This window comes from Bifidobacterium porcinum (assembly GCF_055378475.1).
The window spans coordinates 552,068-572,549 of record NZ_AP029603.1; the positions used below are offsets into that span (position 1 = coordinate 552,068).

General features: G+C 59.0%; 16 protein-coding genes. 7 read left to right on the forward strand and 9 right to left on the reverse strand.

What is annotated here, in order from left to right; all coding sequences use genetic code 11:
- Positions 1–102: 102 nt before the first annotated feature.
- Positions 103–1,473: a glycerate kinase gene (locus tag ACZ41G_RS01965; protein ID WP_464145633.1), complete on the forward strand. Its 1,371-nt coding sequence runs from the start codon at positions 103–105 to the stop codon at positions 1,471–1,473.
- Positions 1,474–2,476: 1,003 nt separating this feature from the next.
- Positions 2,477–3,694 (forward strand): trans-sulfuration enzyme family protein, encoded by a 1,218-nt coding sequence (locus ACZ41G_RS01970; RefSeq protein WP_464145635.1) that lies wholly within the window; start codon positions 2,477–2,479, stop codon positions 3,692–3,694.
- A 1,314-nt stretch (positions 3,695–5,008) separates the two neighbouring features.
- On the opposite strand, the gene metK is transcribed toward ACZ41G_RS01970, so the two are convergent.
- The 3 genes from metK to ACZ41G_RS01985 form a co-directional block, all read right to left on the reverse strand.
- Positions 5,009–6,196, reverse strand: a complete 1,188-nt coding sequence (gene metK / locus ACZ41G_RS01975) for a methionine adenosyltransferase (protein WP_464145637.1) — start codon at positions 6,194–6,196, stop codon at positions 5,009–5,011.
- A gap of 161 nt (positions 6,197–6,357) precedes the next feature.
- The gene (locus tag ACZ41G_RS01980) at positions 6,358–7,110 is read right to left on the reverse strand and encodes a class I SAM-dependent methyltransferase (protein ID WP_464145639.1); all 753 of its coding nucleotides are present in this window, start codon (positions 7,108–7,110) and stop codon (positions 6,358–6,360) included.
- Between the two features lie 221 nt (positions 7,111–7,331).
- Complete coding sequence (locus ACZ41G_RS01985; RefSeq protein WP_464145641.1) at positions 7,332–8,771, reverse strand: O-acetylhomoserine aminocarboxypropyltransferase/cysteine synthase family protein; 1,440 nt, start codon at positions 8,769–8,771, stop codon at positions 7,332–7,334.
- 341 nt (positions 8,772–9,112) lie between these two features.
- Between ACZ41G_RS01985 and ACZ41G_RS01990 the strand changes: the two genes are divergently transcribed.
- The 5 genes from ACZ41G_RS01990 (at position 9,113) to ACZ41G_RS02010 (ending at position 14,148) form a co-directional block, all read left to right on the forward strand.
- Positions 9,113–10,162, forward strand: coding sequence for an ABC transporter substrate-binding protein (locus ACZ41G_RS01990; RefSeq protein WP_464145643.1), 1,050 nt, complete (start codon positions 9,113–9,115; stop codon positions 10,160–10,162).
- A gap of 107 nt (positions 10,163–10,269) precedes the next feature.
- Positions 10,270–11,373: an ABC transporter permease gene (locus ACZ41G_RS01995; protein ID WP_152570287.1), complete on the forward strand. Its 1,104-nt coding sequence runs from the start codon at positions 10,270–10,272 to the stop codon at positions 11,371–11,373.
- On the forward strand, positions 11,370–12,275 hold the full coding sequence (locus tag ACZ41G_RS02000; RefSeq protein ID WP_464145646.1) for an ABC transporter ATP-binding protein: 906 nt from the start codon (positions 11,370–11,372) through the stop codon (positions 12,273–12,275). The genes ACZ41G_RS01995 and ACZ41G_RS02000 overlap by 4 nt, the downstream gene beginning before the upstream one ends.
- A gap of 1 nt (position 12,276) precedes the next feature.
- Positions 12,277–13,620, forward strand: coding sequence for a M20/M25/M40 family metallo-hydrolase (locus tag ACZ41G_RS02005; RefSeq protein ID WP_464145648.1), 1,344 nt, complete (start codon positions 12,277–12,279; stop codon positions 13,618–13,620).
- 96 nt (positions 13,621–13,716) lie between these two features.
- Positions 13,717–14,148: a hypothetical protein gene (locus ACZ41G_RS02010; RefSeq protein WP_464145650.1), complete on the forward strand. Its 432-nt coding sequence runs from the start codon at positions 13,717–13,719 to the stop codon at positions 14,146–14,148.
- Between the two features lie 425 nt (positions 14,149–14,573).
- Here ACZ41G_RS02010 and ACZ41G_RS02015 read toward each other — a convergent pair whose 3' ends face one another.
- From ACZ41G_RS02015 to ACZ41G_RS02040, 6 genes are all read right to left on the reverse strand, one after another.
- A complete protein-coding gene (locus ACZ41G_RS02015; RefSeq protein WP_464145652.1) occupies positions 14,574–15,440 on the reverse strand; it encodes a MetQ/NlpA family ABC transporter substrate-binding protein in 867 nt (288 codons plus the stop codon).
- Entirely contained in the window at positions 15,430–16,107 is a 678-nt protein-coding gene (locus ACZ41G_RS02020) for a methionine ABC transporter permease (RefSeq protein ID WP_033505047.1), read from the reverse strand. The genes ACZ41G_RS02015 and ACZ41G_RS02020 overlap by 11 nt, the downstream gene beginning before the upstream one ends.
- On the reverse strand, positions 16,104–17,237 hold the full coding sequence (locus ACZ41G_RS02025) for a methionine ABC transporter ATP-binding protein (protein WP_052400856.1): 1,134 nt from the start codon (positions 17,235–17,237) through the stop codon (positions 16,104–16,106). Before ACZ41G_RS02025 ends, ACZ41G_RS02020 begins: the two co-directional genes overlap by 4 nt.
- A 363-nt stretch (positions 17,238–17,600) precedes the next feature.
- Positions 17,601–18,056: a GNAT family N-acetyltransferase gene (locus tag ACZ41G_RS02030; RefSeq protein WP_464145655.1), complete on the reverse strand. Its 456-nt coding sequence runs from the start codon at positions 18,054–18,056 to the stop codon at positions 17,601–17,603.
- A 66-nt stretch (positions 18,057–18,122) separates the two neighbouring features.
- Positions 18,123–19,130, reverse strand: a complete 1,008-nt coding sequence (locus ACZ41G_RS02035; protein ID WP_464145657.1) for a D-2-hydroxyacid dehydrogenase — start codon at positions 19,128–19,130, stop codon at positions 18,123–18,125.
- Positions 19,131–19,224: 94 nt separating this feature from the next.
- On the reverse strand, positions 19,225–20,481 hold the full coding sequence (locus tag ACZ41G_RS02040; protein ID WP_464145659.1) for a pyridoxal phosphate-dependent aminotransferase: 1,257 nt from the start codon (positions 20,479–20,481) through the stop codon (positions 19,225–19,227).
- Position 20,482: the final 1 nt, after the last annotated feature.

Genomic DNA, 20,482 nt, shown 5'->3' on the forward strand with positions numbered 1-20,482 from the left:
GTGGTGTGCGGCGTGCGGTGGGCGGGCGGCTGGCGTTCGGTTGCGAATGCCTGACCGTGTCGTGCCGTGCCGCTGGTTGCGTCCTCATCATAGGCTGGAGCCGTGAGGTTTCTCATTGCGATGGATTCGTTCAAAGGGTCGCTTGATGCCGTGTCGGCGTGTCGTGCAGTCGTGCGCGGGGTGAAGGCCGTTTGCCCGACGGCGTGTTGCGATATTGCACCGATGGCTGATGGGGGAGAAGGCACGCTGGATGCGCTGCTGGCTTCCGTTGGCGGGCGGCGCCGCAGTGCGATGGTCCACGATCCGCTGATGCGGCCGGTCCGCGCGGAGTATGGGCTGTTGGACGCGCAGAATATCGGCGGTGTGAGGGGAACCGCGGGTACACAGGGAATCGCGGGTGCACGGGGATTCGCTGGTGTGCGAAACGCCGGAAACGCGAATCGTGCGACAGCGGCCGAGTTCGGGCGTGTCGCCGTGATAGAGATGGCACGTGCCAGCGGTCTGCAATACGTGGATGAGCATACGCACGACCCGCTGCATGCCAGCACGTTCGGCACTGGCGAGCTGATTAGGTACGCGCTCGATGACGGGGCGCGCACGATTATCGTTACGCTCGGCGGCAGCGCGACCAACGATGGTGGCGCCGGCATCGCTCAGGCGCTTGGCGCTCGATTACTGGATGCGACCGGGCGGGACTTGGAACCGGGCGGTGCGGCGCTCGCACGACTCGACCATATCGACACCGCCCGCATGGACCCGCGACTCGCGCATACAGAGGTCCGCATCGCCACCGATGTCACCAATCCGCTGACCGGGCCAACCGGTGCATCCGCGGTATTCGGGCCGCAAAAGGGTGCGACCCCTGGTATGGTCCGGCAGCTTGATGATGCGTTCGACCGGTTCGCGCAGGTCATCGAGCGTGATTTGGGGCGTTCTGTCGCCGCGGTTCCCGGATCCGGGGCAGGGGGCGGAACCGGGGCGGGACTGCTCGCCTTCACGAACGCGACTATCGAACCCGGCATCCAGCTCGTCGCGACGGCATCGCGGCTTGCGAGCCGTGCGCGGACGGCGGACGTGTGCATCACTGGTGAAGGGCGGATCGACGGGCAGACCGCCTACGGCAAAACCCCGGCCGGTGTCGCCCACATCGTCAAGCAAGCCAATCCGCGCATCATGGTCGTGGCGCTCGCCGGAGCGGTCGCCCGCGGTGTCGCCGCCGTGCCGCAGACGGTTGCCGGGAGCCGGGGTGCGGATGGGTGTGCCGATGGCTCAGCCGCTCGGACTATTCCTCAGGATGATGCCGATGATTCGGCATCCGCGGATCTGTACGCGTGCGGCATCGACGCGGTATTCCCGATCATCCGCGAACCGCAATCCCTCGCGGACGCGTGCCGCGAGACCGCCGGCAACCTCGCCGCCACCGCAGCAAACGTCGCGCGGTTGCTCGTTGCGGTGGCGGGCGCGGACAGGTGAGGGCTCGCTGCGGGCTCCTTCGCTGTGAGGTGCCGTTGTGTGAGGATTTGCTCGCACGGTGACTGGTCAGGAGGCTGGCGTCGCCGGATTCGGCGGCTGGAGGTGCGGGTTTGTGAGGATCGGCTCACATAGTGACCGGTCCGTTGGTCGGAATCAGCTGATTGAGCTGGTCAGGGGCCCGTTGTGTGAGGATTGGCTCACATGATGACGGTATGGCATCGCCTGGTCGTGGTCCGGCTTGTCGACATGCTGTCGTGTGAGGATTGACTCACACAGTGAACCGCATCTATATGCCCCTTCGCTGAATGCACTGAGGATGACGCCATCCAGTGAGCCGAAGCATGACGAATTGTGTATGCCGGGGCATGCGCGATCGGTAAATATCATCGGATGGTCAAGCAATTCAATGACGGTGTGGTGAGTTTCGTATGCTGAGGCGTATGTAATCACTGATTTCATTCCGGGAGCCTGATGGTTTAGCGGTGATGTGGTGAGTTGTGTATGTCGGCGCATGCGCAGTCAGTGCGCACCCAGTAGTTGTGTGCTGTGCCAAAACAGACCCGCCATCACCGGTGCCGATTGTCCCCGATTGTCCTTCGGCTGCAGCGTCGCTCCCTCGCTCCGCGGCGCCCGCTGCCTGCGTGTCGTGCACGCTGCCTCCCTTGTGTCGCGCCCGCCGCCCGCGTGTCGCAGCACTGTCTTCTCGTGGTGAATCGCCACTCGCCTCCCGCGTGTCGCGCTCGCCGGACTCCGCCCGTCAAGCGGCAAAACCCCAATCGCCGCAACGGTTGTTAGCCGCATATAAGTATCCCGTATGCCTTGCAGCTTGTACCTGCGCGCCTTGCGCGATTAGGTTCGTAACCAACATGAGGCCGAAAGGTCCCGCCGCCGGCAACACGGCAGACACAACCAAACCAAACAGCAAACACAACAACCCAACAACTAAACCAACCATCCGCCCGGCCTGCCCGCGGCGCTTGCGACACTACCTAGGGGGTGCACTATGACGAGGTTCAACACTCAGCTGGTCCACGGACTGCCGGTGAACGATAACACGACCGGGGCCGTGAATCCGCCTATCTACAACTCATCCACGTATGCTTTCGAATCGGTCGAGTCCATGCCCCGCTGGGATTACGCGCGCAGCGGCAACCCGACGCGTGACTTCCTCGAGCGCCAGATCGCGCAGCTCGAACACGGCACCCGCGGTTTCGCGTTCGCCTCCGGGCTTGCCGCCATCCATGCGGTCCTGTCGATTTTCAAGCCGGGCGACCGAATCGTCGTCGGCAGCAACGTTTACGGCGGCACTTACTCGCAGTTCAACGAGCATTTCACCCGCTGGGGATTGGTCAGCCAGCCCGTGGACACCAATGATTACGAGGCGCTCGAAGCGGCGATCAGCGGCGTTGGCGTCGCCGGCGACGAGGACGGTGCCAGCGAACCCGCCAAGGCCGTCTATTTCGAGACCCTGACCAACCCGCTGTTGCAGGTCAATGATGTCGCTGCGATTGCGCAGATTGCCCACAAGTACGGTGCCATCGTGATTGTGGACAACACCTTCGTGACCCCGTATCTGCAGCAGCCGCTGGATTTGGGCGCGGACATCGTCCTGCATTCGGCGACCAAGTATCTGGCCGGGCATTCGGATGTCATCGCCGGTCTTGCCGTCGTACGCGATGACAAGCTGGGCGAGCGTGTCTACTATGCGCAGAACCGGCTGGGAGGCATCCTTCCGCCGGCTGAATCCGATGCCGTCCGACGCGGTATCCAAACGCTCGGCCTGCGTATCGAACGTCAGCAAAGCAACGCCGTCGCCATTGCGAACTGGCTGCTTGATAATCCGCTCGTCGCTGCTGTACACTATCCGGGCGTCGAAGGCGGCCGCCAGCCAGGCGACACCGATAAAGGTTTGAAGGGCTTCGGCGGTGTGCTCAGCTTCGAAGTGGTCAAAGGCATTGATCCGGCGAACATTCTCGACAACCTGCACCTGTTCCGGCTTGCCGTCAGTCTTGGCGCGGTGGAGAGCCTGGCGGAGCTGCCGTGTCGTATGACGCATTTCGAACTGCCGCGCGAGGAACGTCTCAAAGTCGGTATCACCGACGAGCTCATCCGTCTGTCCATCGGCATCGAAGACGTGAACGACCTCATCGAAGACCTCGACCAGGCGTTCGCGGTCGCGGCGAAGGCGGCACAGCCGCAGTTGGCGGAGACGGTGCGGTAGGCGTGACGGACTAGGGAAACGCCCAGAATCAGCCGGACATCCGATCGGCCTGGTGACGCATGGTGCAATACCATCTGCCACCGGGCCGATTGCTGTTCTATCGGTCGGATTGCATCCGTCGAAAAACTTGTGATTTCGTGAACGGAATCCGGCATCATGGTGCAACTCGTGCGGTATTGCCTGCGCTGGAGCCCCAACGGTTTCTGAAAGACAGACAATCGCATGCATCGTATTGCACGTTGTCTAATCGGACTTTCACGCTTGATTTCCGATTCAGTCCGAGCAAACAGTCAACGCAGCGGATACGCAATGCTCGTCCAAAACCAGGAACGGCGGAATCCATCGGTTCCAGAAACCGGGAGAGTTGCCTTTCAACTCATCGCTGGTACTAGGCGCGGACCAAATCCAATCCCGGGCTTTAATCTTCGATTTGGTGCATAACAGGTGCATCCGCGGAAAACGGAATAATCCTGCGTGTGTGTGAAAATGGCCGATTACCAAGGCATACGGAATTCGGGGCGCTTGGTCGCACGTCGGTTCCGTTGTAATCCATTGGGCTGAATACGATTCCGCAGCCCAATCTCCGATTTGGTGCATAACAGGAGCATCCGCGGCAGACGGTATACACCTGCATTCGTATGAAAATGGCGGAGTACCAAGGTTTCCATGATTCCAGCTACCGGGTGTGCAGCCAATTCCGCCGCCGCCTATTGGACTGGATCCGATTCTGGTGTCCAATTTCCGGTTCGGTCCGCGTGACAGACGACGACAGTGTCCGGGCGCACGCATGATATGCCGTACATCGGCGGAATTCCAAGCATCCACGATAAGCTGGGCGAGGTGTTGCGTACCGTATTGTGTACTGAATCGGATTTCGTCATCCAATTCTCGATTCAGACCCATCAACAGAGCTGGCAACAGCGTGGAAGGACATATCCGTGTTGACCGGAATGCTACGGAATACCACGGCATGCTTCTGCTTGCTTGGACAGGCAGATGGCGCAGCACACGCTCTTGGCCTGCATCCGATATCGACCATCGATGTACGGTTTGGGTCAAGGGCAACGACCTAAAAAGACCTGCGCGCCACGCCCAGGTCATAGAATCGGTCAATCGTCCCAGAATACCGGTCACCTCGGCTAACAAAGCAATGCTCCCGAAACGGTCGGACCCCAAGTATCCAATCATTCCGGGAACATCATCATGCAGCTATAGCAACCCGCGCCGTGTCATGCACACATTCACTACTACAGTGGCCCTGACCTCTGCAGCGGATGTGCGCATGACACGGCGCTTGCTATCACCTGCTCCTGCCTACTCCGCCAGCGCGGCATCCCGCAACGCATCCGCCTTGTCGGTGCGTTCCCAGGTGAATTCCTCGCCAGTCCGACCGAAATGCCCGTATGCCGCGGTTTTACGGTAGATTGGCCGGCGCAGGTTCAGCTCGTCGATGATGGCGAGCTGACGCAAATCGAACACCTGCTCCATAGCCTTCTGGATTGCTTCGCGCGCAACCGTCTCGGTTCTGTAAGTTTCCACGTCGATGTTGACCGGAGCAGCGACATTGCGGAAGTATCCGAGCGAAACCTGTACGCGCCGCGCAAGTCCTGCGGCCACGATGGTTTTGGCCACCCAGCGTGCCGCGTATGCCGCGGAGCGGTCGGGCTTGCGTGGGTCCTTGCCGGAGAACGCGCCGCCGCCGTGAGCGGCGAACCCGCCGTACGTGTCCACGATGATTTTGCGCCCAGTCAGTCCCGAATCGGCTTTCGGCCCGCCCGTGTGGAAGGGTGAGGCGTTGATGACGACGTCGATGTCATCCGCTGCGATATCCGGGAAGGTCTTGAGCACGGGGTCGAGTACCTGTTTGCGCACTTGGCGGCGCACCTCCTCAACGGAAATCTCAGGCGAATGCTGGGTCGAAATCAGCACATGCCGGAAGGCGACAGGTCGCAGATCGTCGGTGTATTCCACGGTGACGAGCACTTTGCCGTCCGGCCTGAGCTGGGGAATAATGCCGTTCTTGCGCACCCACGCGAGCCGTTTGGCGATACGGTTGGACGCGTAGGCGGGCAGTGGCATGAGCGCGTCCGTGTCATCGTTCGCGTATCCGATCATGATGCCTTGGTCGCCGCCGAAGGTGTTGTATGCGGTTTCCTTGTCAGCGATTTTGTCGGTGTCGCCGTAATCGCCTTGCGGATTGTCGAACACGCGTGGCCGGATGTTGTTGATGATGCCGCAACCATCCGGGTCGATGCCGGATTCAGCTGTGGTATATCCGATGTCGTGCAGTGCCTGGCGCGCGATAGCCACATGGTCGAGGACGCGCGGGACGCTCACTTCGCCTTCGACGACGACGAGCCCGTCTTTTGCGGTGGTTTCGACGGCGACACGGGAATCCGGATCCAGCGTGAGATACGCGTCGAGGATGGAATCGGAGATGATGTCGCAGACTTTGTCTGGGTGGCCTTCGGTCACCGCTTCCGAGGAGAAGAATCGTGCCATGGGTGGGTTCCTTTCAATGGATTGACTGCGGGACTTCTGGGGCCCGGTATGCCGATTGATGGATGGCGATGTTGAATGGATAGTGGATGGAATTGTCGTGTGTGCTGCCACGTCAAAGCAGGAATATTGCTCAGTTCCGATTGAGTGTCGTTGCGCCAGGCTCATGCCTCGGCGATGATAGCGACATAGTTGCCGCTCTGATAACCGGGTACCGGATCATGTGGTTCATCATTGTGATACGGCAGGTTCTCCAGCAATGTCTGCCAGTGGGAGATACGGGAGAATCCAGCCGCGCGCAGAGCCTTGTCATACCAGGGGATTTCATGCCAGTACGGCTTGTAGATATGCGTGTCCACATTGAAGAATGCTGTGCCCTCCAGCAACGGCTTGACAAGCGAATCGTCCAATCCTGCGGCCTGACGCAGACGCAGCACGATGCCGAGCGCCGATTCCGCTGGCACATCGGTAAGCACGATTCGTCCGTTCGGCGTGAGCGCTTCACGATTGCGCCGGAATGTGGGGATGATCTCATCATCTGGGATGAATCCGAATGATGAGCCGTTGTACACGATGGTGTCGTACGGCGCTTGACTGTAATCGAATTCCTGTGCGGTCGTGGCGACGATGTCGAGACCCTTCGCGCGCGCCTGCGCCCCGAGCGCATGTGATGGTTCGATAGCTTGTCTGACGCGAATGCCATAGCGTTCGGCGAGCAGGGTTTCGAAGATCCCGCTGCCCACGCCGATGGACAGGATGGACCCGGGGTCAGCGTCCTCGCCGTCGGGCGTGGTGGTCAGGGCTTTGTGCAGTAGTCGCAGCCGGGATTCGTAGATGTTGGGGCGCAGTCGTTGCGTGTCGTCGAGGACGGTGTCATAGCCGGCGTACAGGTCTTCCTGTGGTTCGGTTGTGCTCATGGTTCTCTCTCCTTGTTGTTGATGGATTATTGGGTGGTTGACATGTTGGTTGACATGTTGGTTGAATGTGTACTGATGTATTGGTGAATGAGCGGATCGTTGAATTGAAAGATGAGCTGTTGACTCACAATCGCGTATTGGCGGGTAAGAAGACTCCGGCAGACGGGACAGTACGAAATTCGCAGACCTTACCGCCGGCCGACCCAAGCCCTGTCGAGACGTCACGCCTGCCCATACGCCGCCCGGAATCCACGTTCCAGATCGGCGATGAGATCTCGGGAGTCCTCCAATCCGATGGACAAGCGGATTGTGGTTGGTTCCACACCGATGGCGCGCTGTTGATCCGCGTTGAACTCGCGGTGGGTGGTTCGCGCAGGATCGACAATCAACGACTTGGAATCCCCGATATTTGTCAGATATGTGAACACCTGCGTCGCGTCAATAAACGCGTTCGCCTGTTCGACACCGCCTTCGAGCGTGAAGGCGAGCACTGTGCCGACGCCGCGCGGATAATCACGTTCCGCGAGCGCATGGTCGGGTGAGTCCGGCAAACCGGCGTAATCTACGCGCGTGACGTGCGGATGCGCATCAAGGAAACGTGCGACGGTGAGGGTGTTTGACACCGCCCGGTCGAGCCTGACATCAAGCGTTTCCAAGCCTTGCAAGGTCAGATAGCTTTCGAACGGGCCGGGCTCGGCACCGAGCAGCCGAAGGTATTTCAGACGTAGCCGTTGAATGAACGCCTTGCGTCCGTAGGCGTCCACGAAGCTTCGGTGCTGCCTGTGCGCTTCATCGCTGATGTTATGCACGAAGGAGTTGAACTGCGGGTAGCGTGGTTTCATGCCTCCCTGGGCGGAGTGTTCCCCGTCATCGACATGGTTGTCCGGCCCGTAGTCGAGTTTCCCTGCATCCACTACCGCGCCGCCTACGGCATTGCCATGCCCGTTGATTGCTTTCGTGGTGGAATAGACGACGATATCCGCGCCATGCTCGATCGGCTTGAACAGATACGGCGTGGGCAGGGTGTTATCCACGACGACGGCGACACCGTGCCGGTGAGCGACGCGGGCGACCAGATCGAGATCGGTAATCCGCGTGGTCGGGTTCGACACGCTTTCCAGGAAGACAAGGCGGGTGTCGGGGCCGATTGCCGCTTCAAGCTGCTGTTCGTCATCGACTGTATCCACATAATCCACTCCTACGCCGAGCGCGGGGAGCAGATTGTTGATGAAATCGAAGGTGCCGCCGTACAGGTCGCGGGTTGAGACGATTCGTCCACCGTGGTCGGCGAGATTGAGAATTGTGGAACTGATGGCCGCCATACCGGAGGAGAAGGCTACGGCGGCGACCCCGCCGTCCAGCGAGGCAAGCCGTGACTCAAGGACTTCCGGTGTGGGGTTGCCCACCCTGGAGTACAGGTGCGCGCCCGGTTCCAAACCGTTGGCCGCACGCGATCCGCGGGCTGCATTGTGCAGGTCGTATCCCGCGGTTGCATAAATCGGCACTGAACTGGAATCCAGATGCCGAGGGGCATCATAGCCGGCATGCAGCTGCCGGGTGGCGAATCCTTCATCTCCTTCACTTTCTTCGCGCCCCTCACCGCCTGCGACGCCGTCGCCTGCCAAGGCGGGATTATCGGTGATTTCATTGATGTTTCCCATACGGTCTCCTTAAATTTGGTCTCCTTGCCGATCGGATGCTTTGCCCGGTCGGTTGCGCTTGATGCTGCGAACTGATCTGTCGCAGAGTTGTCCTCAACGGTATGCGCCAAATCGGCAGACACGCATATTACGGGTTCAACACGTTTGTTGTGCGATTCCATAACCAGGCTCTATAGCGGGGTGCCTGCGCGCGGACGGCAACGCTTTTTGAACTTCCTATAAGCATCTTGTATGCCGTCATCCTTGCTTTCGCACACGGCGTGCGATTAGGTTCGAGGCTAATGCGGAACGGCCACACCATCACGGCCGAATCTGCCGCAGCGGAGAATCAAGGAGAACACATGTTGAACATCCACGGACGCGTCGTCAAAGGCGCGGCGATCCTATGCACGTTGATCGCCGTATTCGCCTTTGACGCATGCAGTGTCAAGACGTCTGGGTCGTCGTCGGCAAGCGGCGACTCGAAAGCTACCAGCACTACGTACAAGTACGGGACCATCGAGTTCCCGAAGTCGAGCTCGCTGTGCAGCTCGCCGATCGCCATCGCCTTGGAACTCGGGTATTTCAAGGCCGAAGGCATCAACGCGAAATTGGTGACCGCCGATGCGGAAACCCGCAAGGTCGGCCTGAACTCCGGGCGCTTCCCGGTCACGAACGGCGATTTCCAGTTCTTCCCATCGATTGAGGAAGGCGTGTCCGCCAGTGTGGTGGGCGCACTGCATAAGGGCTGCATCAAGATTGCTGTGAAGAAGGGATCCAGCATCAAGACCGCGAAGGATTTGAAAGGCAAGAAAATCGGTGTCGACGAAATCGGCGGCACCCCGTACATGGCAGCGAATATGTGGCTCGGCCAGGCTGGTCTCAACGTCGACAAGAACAACAGTGATGTGACCTATCTGCCATATGACGATTCGAGCTTGGAATTCCAAGCGTTGCAGAACGGCGATATCGATGCCGCGGCATTGTGGGACCCGCTGCCTACCGTCGAGGAGCAGAAGGGCACGGTCGACATCATCTTCGACCTCGGTTCCGACCCGACCTTCGCCAAGCACTTCTGCTGCTTCCTGTACGGTTCGAACAAGATCATCAAGGAGAAGCCCGAGGAGATGGCGGCCATCCTGCGCGCGTTGAATAAGGCCCGCAACTATATCGCGGCGCATCCGCAGCAGGCGGCGAAAATCATCGCCGAGAAGAAATACTCCTCGATTACCGATGTCTCGCTCGCCACCAAGCTGTTCAAGGACTACGACTACAAGGTCCAGGATAACGAGGATGCGGCTATCAAGAGCGATGTGCAGTATTTCACTGATCAGCTCAAGGACATCGGCTTCCTCAAGACCAACGACACCACCAAGCTGGCGGACACGATCTACCAGAAGATCGACCTGTAAACCCAGGCGCAGACCGGCCCCCGTAAGGAGGTCGGCCGCGTCGCCGGTCCCGGAAGTTCCCAGGACAAACCGGTTCGCATGCTCAATCATGCAAGGAAAGAAGACCCATGAGTAGTTTGATAACAGACCTGACTGTGCCACCGGCAGTACGGGCGACCCGACTGACGGCACGCGAGGCTGCGGATGCACACGGCACGCGGCGTCGATCCGCGGAAAATCCACGCATTGCCACCATGCCGTATCCGATGACCATCGTGTTCACCGTCGCAGGTTTCATCATCGCCGAGTTGGTGAGTCTGTTCTTCCCACAAATCGCCCACGTGAGCTTCCCACAAGGGCAGTTGTGGATTTTCCTGCTCACCGGGCAGGAGGCATATCGAGCGCTGCTGGTCATTCTGGCTGTTGTCTATGCGATTGCCGGCATCGTTGATCTGCATGCGGCTGACAAACGCGAGTACTATCGCAGCCGGGCCCCGTTCCGTTTCGCAATGGGCGTGGCGCTCGCCTTGTGGGATATCGCGGGCACCAAATTGCAGACGCTGCCACAGCCGTTCTTCCCGGGTCCCGCGAAGGTGATGGAGGCATTCGTCACCGATGGCGGGTATATCGTGCTCAACACCTTGTATTCGGCACGTCTGTTCATCGCCGGATTCATTGTCGGCGTGGTGCTCGGCGTGGTTACCGGCGTGCTGATCGGCTGGTTCGACAAGGCGTATTATTGGGTGTTTCCGGTGTTGAAAATCACCGGTGTCATCCCGTCGGTCGCATGGATGCCGTTCGCGCTGACCCTGATGCCGACTCCTTTCGCCGCAGCCGTGTTTCTGTTGGTCATCGCCTCGTGGTTCCCTGTTGCGTTCCTGACCGCACAAGGCATCAAGGGAACGCCGAAAATGCTGGTTGAAGCCGCCCGTACGCTCGGCGCATCCACTCCGTACATCCTGTTCCATGTGGCCATTCCAAATGCGACGCCGAGCATTTTCACCGGTATCGGCATGGCGAACAGCCTGTCGTTCTTGACCTTGGTAATTTCCGAGATGATGGGGCAGCCCGGTGGCTTGGGCTACTACATCGACCAGGCAAAAGCATGGTCCTCCTACTACAAGATTCTCGCGGCGATTGTGGTGATGGCAATCCTGTTCTCTCTGATCATGAAGATCATCGAAGTGGTTCGCGGCCGTATGCTGCGTTGGCAGAAAGGACTCGTACGATGAGCGACACTGAACTTGACCATCTCACCGTAGCAAGTGGCAGACAGACACTGGCGGATGTGCCCGCAGGCGTGAATCCTGAGCTGTCCATTGAACATGTGTCCCGTGAATTCACGGCTCCTGACGGAAGTGTCGTCCATGCACTGTCGGATGTCAGCCTGTCCATCTATCCGGGCGAGCTTGTGTCGATTATCGGGCCGTCCGGGTGTGGAAAGACCACGCTGCTTCGCCTTATCGCAGGGCTTGACCATCCGCAGAGCGGAACCTTGAGCCTTGCTGGTGAACCTATCGAGGGGCCGAATCCCAAGCGGGGCTATGTGTTCCAGCAGGGCAGCCTGTTCCCGTGGCTGACGGTGGAAGAGAATATCGCGTTCGGTTTGAAAGCCCAGGGTATTTACAAGGAGCATAAGGCCGATGTTGCCCGGTATATCGAGATGGTCGGTTTGCATGGTTTCGAACAGGCGTATCCGCATCAGATTTCCGGCGGCATGGCCCAACGTGTGGCGATCGCTCGTGCGCTGATTGACCATCCCGATGTGCTGCTGCTCGATGAGCCGATGGGTGCATTGGATTCGTTCACCCGCGCGGATTTACAGGACCGGCTGCTGGACATCTGGGAGCAGTACCACATGACGATGATTTTGGTGACGCATGACGTGGACGAGGCGATTTATCTTGGCAGCCGCGTGGTGATTATGACACCTCGACCGGGACGGATCAAGGAAATCGTGCCAATCAATCTTGATGCGCGAGATCGTGTGTCCGACGAATTCGCCGCCTACCGCAAGCAATTGCTGACGAAACTTCATTTCGATGCGCATGAGGAGCACGCGGGGGATGCCTTTGTTGGGGACGCGCAGGAACTGTTGCCAAACGAGACACCAGTGGACAACAAGGAGGATTGATATGGCCGAGGACGCGACAGACATTCAAGCACAACAGGAGGCAGTGGAATTCACCTCGCGGCTGATTCAGTTCGACACGCAGAACGCAGGCGACGGTCAAGCTCGCGAAACTGAAGCCGCGCAATGGGTCGCGGACCGGCTTGCAGAAGTGGGCATCCGCTCTACGCTGGTGGACAGTGCTCCCGGACGCACGAATCTCATTGCGGATATTCCGGGAGAAAACCCTGATCTGCCGGTCTTGTTGATCCATGGGCATTTGGATACGGTGCCTGCGCGTCTCGAGGACTGGAGCGTCGATCCACTCGGGGGAGACATTCATCCGGATGCCGATGGAGTCGAATGCGTTTGGGGGCGCGGCGCCATCGATATGAAGGATATGGTCGGCATGTCACTGGCTGCGTTGCGCGCGATTCTGCGTTCCGGAGGAAAGCCGCATCGGTCGGTGCGTTTCATCCTGTTCGCTGATGAGGAGGCCGGAGGATTCAAAGGATCCGAATGGATTGCACAGCATCATCCCGAATGGTTTGACCACGTCGGCGCCATCATCAGCGAGACCGGCGGATTTGGCGGATACGTGGATGGGCGCCGCGTCTACTACGTGCAGGCAGGTGAGAAAGGCACACAATGGTTCCGGCTCAACGCGCAAGGAACTCAAACGCACGGTTCGCAGATTAACAGGGACAATGCGGTGGTGAAGATCGCGAAAGCCGCTGCCCGGATCGCCGACTATTCTTGGCCTGCGGATGCCGGGCAAGTCGGGCAATTGCTGGTGAATCGTCTGCAAGATATCGTCCGTCAAGAGGAAGGACGACAGGCGAAATACGACACGGCAGCACTCATCGACCGGACCGGTCCGGCCAAGCCGTGGGTCGCTTCCTCGGTGCGCAACACGTTCAACGTCACATCAATCGATGCAGACAGCACAGTCAATATCGTCCCGGCGAAGGCGAGCGCACTGATTGACGGCAGGGCGTTGCCGGGGCAGGAGGACACGCTGTTAGGACGCCTACGCGAACTCGCAGGTTCGGAGGTGGGCGTGGAAAAGATTCATCGAAGCCGCGGCTATGTCACGGATGTGTATGGCGAGCTGTTCACGGCGATTGAGCGTACGCTGAGCCAAGTCGATCCAGACGCCGTGGTCGTGCCGTTCCTGTCGTCGGGCGGTACAGACAGCAAGGCGGTGTTGAAGATCAATCCGGATATCGAAGTGTGCGGGTTCATCCCGTTGCGGGTGCCGCAGGGATTCGATGTCATCGGGAATTTCCATGGTGTCGATGAGCATGTGCCGGTTGATGCGCTCAAGTTCGGGCTGGACGTGCTGCAGCGGTTCATCGCCACGTTCTAGCTGGCTTGTGTGCGCACATGCGTGGTGTCGATGGCATGCGCGGGTGCGCGCGTTGTCATGAGAATGAATGGGATTGAATAGGGAATGGAGAAGAATATGGGAACAGTATCGGGAATGCGACAGCGGGCGATGCCGGAGAAGCCGCGTGCCGTCGGGCTCAGATGGGCGACGCGGGCGCTCGCATCGGTGGTGTGCGTGATGGCACTGACGGTTGCTGCGGGCTGCGGTTCTGCGGATAGCGCCGTCATTGTGGGCAGGAATGCGGGTGGTTCGACAAGCCAGTCGACCACGAAGAATGCGCATGACTCGGCCGATACCACCGATTCTGCGGATTCCTCGGATTCCGATGACGCGGCTGATACTTCGGGCAACTCGATGGACGATATGACGATGGATAGCAACGCAGACAGCGGCAATGGCAACGACCAAGGGACTCCCGCCGGCACGTCGTCTGATACTTCTGCTTCCCCGTCCCCATCATCCTCGTCATCATCGATGGATATGGACGGTGATTGCTGCCACCACTGAACAGGGGAGGTGTAAGCACCTAGTCCAATCCCGAACCCCGCATCCAACGCTACGGATTGATACGTCGAGCCGGATGTGGGGTTTCGTATATGTCAAACCGGGTGAGTGCAGGACGTGGGGTTTGTGTGTCGCGAACAGGTGTGTGCTGAGGAGGAGAGGCGCATCATCGCCGATGGCGGATTCGGCCAATCTGTCTGCCGGACGGGTCAAGTGGTCAAGTCTGTCGTTGTGTGAGTCAATCCTCACATCGTGCTCCTCATACCATCTGTCTCCACGTACCAAAGGCAGAACACAGAACCCTGCCCGCCGTAGCCAAAGCTGTCGCAGGCATGGCCACTGCCATCACACCAACAACGCGGGGGTGCCGCCGAGTTCAACCTCAGCGGCACCCCCGCGTCTTGCGCTTCAAGAGTCTTTATCGCGGCTCACCACACCGGGATTTCAGCTCCCTTGGAGTCCTTCTTCATATAAGACCGCACGTTCGCCTGCTGGTAGGCCTTGATAATCGCCTTGTAATTCGCGTTGTCCTTGTCAGCGGTCCGGGCGACGATTACGTTGATCCACGGCTTGTTGACCGTTTTCTTCGGATCCGGATTCACAGCGAAAATCGCGTCACTGATGCTCTTGCCGTAATCCACGACGGCGTTCGCGTTCGCGATGCCCGCGGCCGCGTCATCCAGTGAGCTCATGATCAGGTTGCGGTCGGTGGGCACGATCTGGATGTTCTTCGGGTTCGATGTGATATCTTCCTCGGCAGGATACACACCATTCGCCGGATCGTTCTTCTTCGGGTCAATCTTGATCACTCCCGCTTCCTGGAGCACAACAAGCGCCCTGCCGCCATTGGTGACGTCATTGGGAATGAGCACCTTGTCGCCCTTCTTCAGCTGTGAGATCTTCTTGATGGAATTCGAATAGATATTTAGCGGGCTGATATATGATTCGCCAATCACGGTGAACTTGTATTTTTTCTCTTTGATTTCACCGTTGAGGAAGGCATAATGCTGCTGAGCGCTCAGATCCACGTCGCCCGAGGAAAGGGCTTGATTGCCGAGCACCGCGCTTTTCATGGCCACGGTCTTCACGCGGACTTTCGATCCGGCTTTTTCAAGATTCTGGTTGACCAGCTTCCACAGTGGTTCATCGGTGGCGGTGGTCAACGCGACTTTGACGGTCGTGGTGCCCGCGGACGATGATCCGCAAGCACTTGTGGAAATGACCAGGCCAGCAGCGGAGACTACAGCGAGAATCGTGGCGATTGCCTTGCGGCGGATACGGTGTTCAGTGTTCATTCTTCCTCCCTATGATGGTGCCGATGGTCTGGATGATGGTGATGAAGACCAGCAGCGTGATGACGGCGGCGACGGTGATGTCGAGCTGATTGCGCTCGAATCCATACCGGTTGGCGTAGTCGCCGAGCCCTCCCGCCCCGATAGCGCCGATGACGGCGATTTCGGAGTTGAAGCTGATGCAGGTGATGGTGGTAACCCGTGCGAGTGCGGAGATGCTCTCACGCAGGTAGACGCTCCAGATGATTGACCACGGCCCGAGTCCCATCGCCTGCGCGGACTCGATGAGCATGGGGTTGAGACCGTTGAACACGGATTCGACTTGTCTGGAGAAGAATGGGGTGATGCCGACGATGAGCGGGAAAATCGCGCCCCTGACGCCGATCGCAGTGCCGCTGATCAGCCGGGTCAGTGGGAACAGCAGCGCGATCATGATGACGAACGGGATGGATCGGCACAGATTCGTCAGCTTGTCGAGAAACTGGAAGACCGCCCGGTTCTCCCACATGCCGCCGGGCTTGGTCAGTGCGAGCGTCAGTCCGAAGACAATGCCGAGAATGAACCATTCCGGGGTTGCAATGAGGAACATCTGCAGGGTTTCGAGAATGGATTGAACGAAGACATCCGGATTTTCGAAAACGTGTGGGAACAATTGCTCGAGTATGGTCATGCGATATGCTCCTTCGGGGTGGATGCTGTTGTGTTTGAGACTGCATCTGTGGTAGTGGCTGCGCTCTCGACGGTGTTCTCTTCGCTATCGGTTTGGACGGCGGTGATGCGTATTCCTTTGTCTCGCAAGTAGTCCAGAGCCTGGCGGATATGTTCCGGATCGCCGGAATATTGGGCGACGATGCTGCCGAGCGGATAGCCATCGACGATATCCAGCGATGCGAACAGGATGTTGACGATGACGTGGAATCGTTCGGTGACCGCGGAGACCAGGCCTTCAGCGACGGTCTTGTTCGCGTAGCTCATGTGGATAAGCTGGCCGTTTGGGTCAATCCCCGCCGTCGTGCCCTGCGAGCGTAGGGTTTCGATGATATGGTTGAGCCCGGTGTAGTCGCCGACGAAACGACGGGTGAGTTCGGCTTGTGGATTGGCGAATACGTCAAAGGCTTCTCCCTGTTCGACGATGGTCCCGTGATTGATGACGGCGACATGCGAGCAGATGGATTTGACGACATCCATCTGGTGGGTGACGACGATGATGGTCAGATGCAGCTCTCGGTTGAGCCGTTTGACAAGTTTGAGAATCGTTTTGGTGGTGTCCGGGTCGAGTGCGCTGGTCGCCTCGTCGAGCAGCAGGATACGCGGGTTGTTGGCGAGCGCGCGGGCGATGGCGACTCGCTGCTGCTGTCCTCCGGACAGTTGTGATGGGTGGGATTCGGCGTGCTGCTCGAGTCCGACCAGGCTGAGCAGTTTGCGTGTCTTGTCGCGCTTTTCCGCGGAGCCGAGCCCCGAATGGCGCAAGGCAAGTGCCACATTGCCTTCCACAGTGCGTGATGGCATGAGATTGTACTGTTGAAAGACCATGCCGATGGATTTGCGCAGTTGCCGCAGCTGCTTGGCAGACAGGTCAGGGACGGATTGGCCGAGCACGTTGACTGTCCCACCGGAGATGGGTTCAAGTCCGTTGATGCATCTGACGAGCGTTGATTTTCCGGCTCCGCTCAGTCCGATGATTCCGAAGATCGATCCTTCTTCGATGCTCAGGTTGACGTCATGCAGTGCGGTGTATGCGCCTTCGGGGGTGTCGTAGCGTTTGCTCAGTTGGGTGATTTCGATGATCGCGTTGCCCACGGGTACCTCCTTCGCGGCTTGGTGGAGAGTGTCACGACAGTGGCAGTGCTGTGGTGTTGCATTGCCGTGGCGCTGTTGATGATGTGTTGTTGCGAGTCTATTGGCTCATCGCAGGCCAATCGCGGGTTTGCTATCGGTGTCGGTTATCGCCGGTTGCAGTGTGGTACGGCAGTAAGTAACTGGGGGATATCAACGGTGGTTATCGCGGGCATATCATGTGGCGCGTAGAGGGGCACGGATAATGAACTTGTGCCACAGACAAGGGAAGGGTGGTGATCCCCGGCAGTTGTCGGTGATCGCCACCCTTTCCTGAAGCGTTCGCGGATGAGCAGTTGTGCCACTGGTTGTTTGCGGGCTGCCCGCTCACAGATCGTGGTCGAAATACACCACGTCCGGACGTGTCTTCCAGCCCTGATGTTTCCAGAACCGCTTGCCGTCCTCATTGTCAGCTACAACGAGAATACCGACTTTGACAATGCCGACCGCTTGGAACGCATCTTCGATGCGGCGGACGAGCGTGCTGCCGATGCCTTGGCCGCGCCATTGCTCGTCGACGGCGATGTGGTACAGGTACCCTTTTCGCCCGTCGGTAGCCCCGAGGGCGGTCGCGACGATGGAGTCATTCCCGTCGACCGCTACCAGACAGGTGTTGGGATTGGCATCAAGTAAACGCACGATGCCCCCGTAGGTGTTGTTTAGCGAGTGCAGATGCATGCCGGGCGTGCGATCCCACAGCGCGTATGCGTCGTCGTAGTCCTCAGGTGTCATACGGCGGATCCGCCATGTTGTGTCGTTCTTGGAATGTGCGGTGTCGGTCATTGTGCTCTCTTTCTCGTTGCTGGATATGGATGTTGCCCGTGTATATCTGCCGGATTGTGTTGAAAGTCAGTCGAGGTGGATTTCGTGTTCGCTGGTGCCGCCTTGGATGATGGTGAGCGCGTCGTTGAGCGACTGCTGGGCCATGTTGCGTACGGCGATGTCGGTGAAGAACGCAATATGCGGGGTGATGGCGACGTTCGGCATCGCGGCGAGCGTGTCATACGCCGGATTTCCGGTCGGCTCGCCCGGTTTGAGCGTATGTCCGAACAGTGTCGCCTCGCCTTCGATCACGTCCAGCCCGGCTGCTGCGATTTCATGGCGTTGTAGGGCGTCAATCAACGCCTGCGTATCCACGATGGGTCCGCGCGAGGCATTGATGAAAATCGCCGTCGGCTTCATCTGGGCGAACCTGTGCGGGTCCATGAGATGATAGGTGGTCTCGTCAAGGTACGTGTGCATGCTGACCACGTCGGCTCGTGCCAGCAGATCGTCTTTGCTAGTGAAGGTGACGATGCCGTCAAGGTCGTTTCGTTCGCGGATATCGTTGCCAAGTACGGTCACGCCGAGCGCGTGGAGCATCCGCGCGAGTGTCGAACCGATGCGACCGACACCGATGATACCGACCGTCAATTCGCTCAGTTCCCGGGACATGAGACCGGTGGCTGCGAAATCCTGGTGCGTATTGCGCTCACGGTATTGGGGGACATGTCTGAGCAGTTGCAGGATGTGGGTGAGTGCAAGCTGAGCGACCGCGCTGGGGGAGTATGAGGGGACGTTGGTGATGCGGATGCCGTGCTCGTTGGCGGCTTTCACGTCGATGGAGTCGATACCGGCGGAGCGTAGCGCGATTTGGCGTATGCCGTAGCCATCGTGTAGCTTGCGATAGAAATCGGGGTTGTTGCTGGGACGGAAGCGTTGTTTATAGGAGATTCCGTCGAAGCCATCGACGGTATACAGTGTTTCATCGGTCAGCTCGAACGGGAAGCAGGTGACGTCAACGTGGTGCTCCTCGGCCCACTGTTCGGCAAACGGCTGCTCTTCAGGCAGGGTGTGGTAGAAAGCGATGGATGTCATGATGATCTTTCGGTATGAGGTTGATACGTACGTAATGTGGCGTGTTGCCGTGTGATGATTGCCGGGTCCGGAGTGTACGGACCGGTGTGTCGGGTCAACGGTCCTGGCGGTTGTTGTCCTGCCTATCGGCGAACGCACGAATCCTGTCCGTAGCCTGATGCAGGGTGTCCAGGCTTGCCGCATAGCTGAATCGCACATATGGCGAAGGGCCGGCGGCGAAGGCTGTGCCGGGAATCGCGGCGACTTTGGCACGTTCGGCAAGATCACGGGCGAATTCCAGACCGTTGGCATACCGTTCGGGCGCTCTCACGTACAGGTAGAACGCGCCTTGGGGGTTTACGGTCCGGTATCCGGCGGCGTTGAGCGCCCCAGCAAGGAAGTCCCGGCGACGGTGGTATTCCTCAACCATCTCATCAATGGCGTCGTCCCCATGCTCGTAAGCTTCCTGAGCGGCATCCATGCTGAACGTCGCGGCACAGGAGACTGCGAGCTGGTGGTACTTGAGAATGGCAGGTGCAAGCCATGCGGGAGCTGCAAGCCAGCCGAGACGCCATCCGGTCATCGCGTAGGTCTTCGAGGCGCTGTCGATGACGACGGTTCGCTCCGGGATGAACTTGGCGATTGAGGGCGCAGGCCTGTGTTCGAAGCTGATTTCCGCGTACACTTCGTCGCTGACCGCTATAGCGTCATGCCGGTCGATGATGCGCGCCAAGTCGCGTAACTCATCTTCGCTCGCGACGGTGCCGGTCGGGTTGGACGGTGAATTCAGAATAACGACAGCAGGCCCGTGAGTGTGGTCAAGCGCCCTGTCAAGGGCTGTTGGATCAGGATGGAATCCGTTGCCGGCGGTGTCGATGGCGGTGAGCTTCGCTCCATGGATGCGTGCCAGTGACGCGTACTGCCCGAATGCCGGCGTGAATTCGATGAGTTCCGCCCCCGGTACTGCCAGCAATGTGCCGAGCGTGCTGCTGAGCGCTTCGCTGGCACCTGTGGTCACGATGATACGATCCGAAGATATGGCCAATCCTCGCCGCCGTGCCAGATACGCGCTGATGGCTGTTCTCAAGCCTTCAGTTCCCGCATTGGGCGCGTAATGGGTACGGTTGGCGTCCAATGCACGTGCCGCCGCCCGTTTGATGAATTCCGGGGTAGGGAAGTCCGGTTCGCCCAACGTCAGCTTGATAATGCCGGGGATTTGGGAGACTTCCGCGTCAAAGGCACGAATGGCGGATGGTGCCAGACGTGCGATTGCCTGCGGAATCACCCGGTCGGGGGATGGGCGGCTCGCCGGATCGTGAGTGTGGATTGCCGTTGATGGTGTGTGTGTTGTGGAATCGGTTGATGTAGTCATT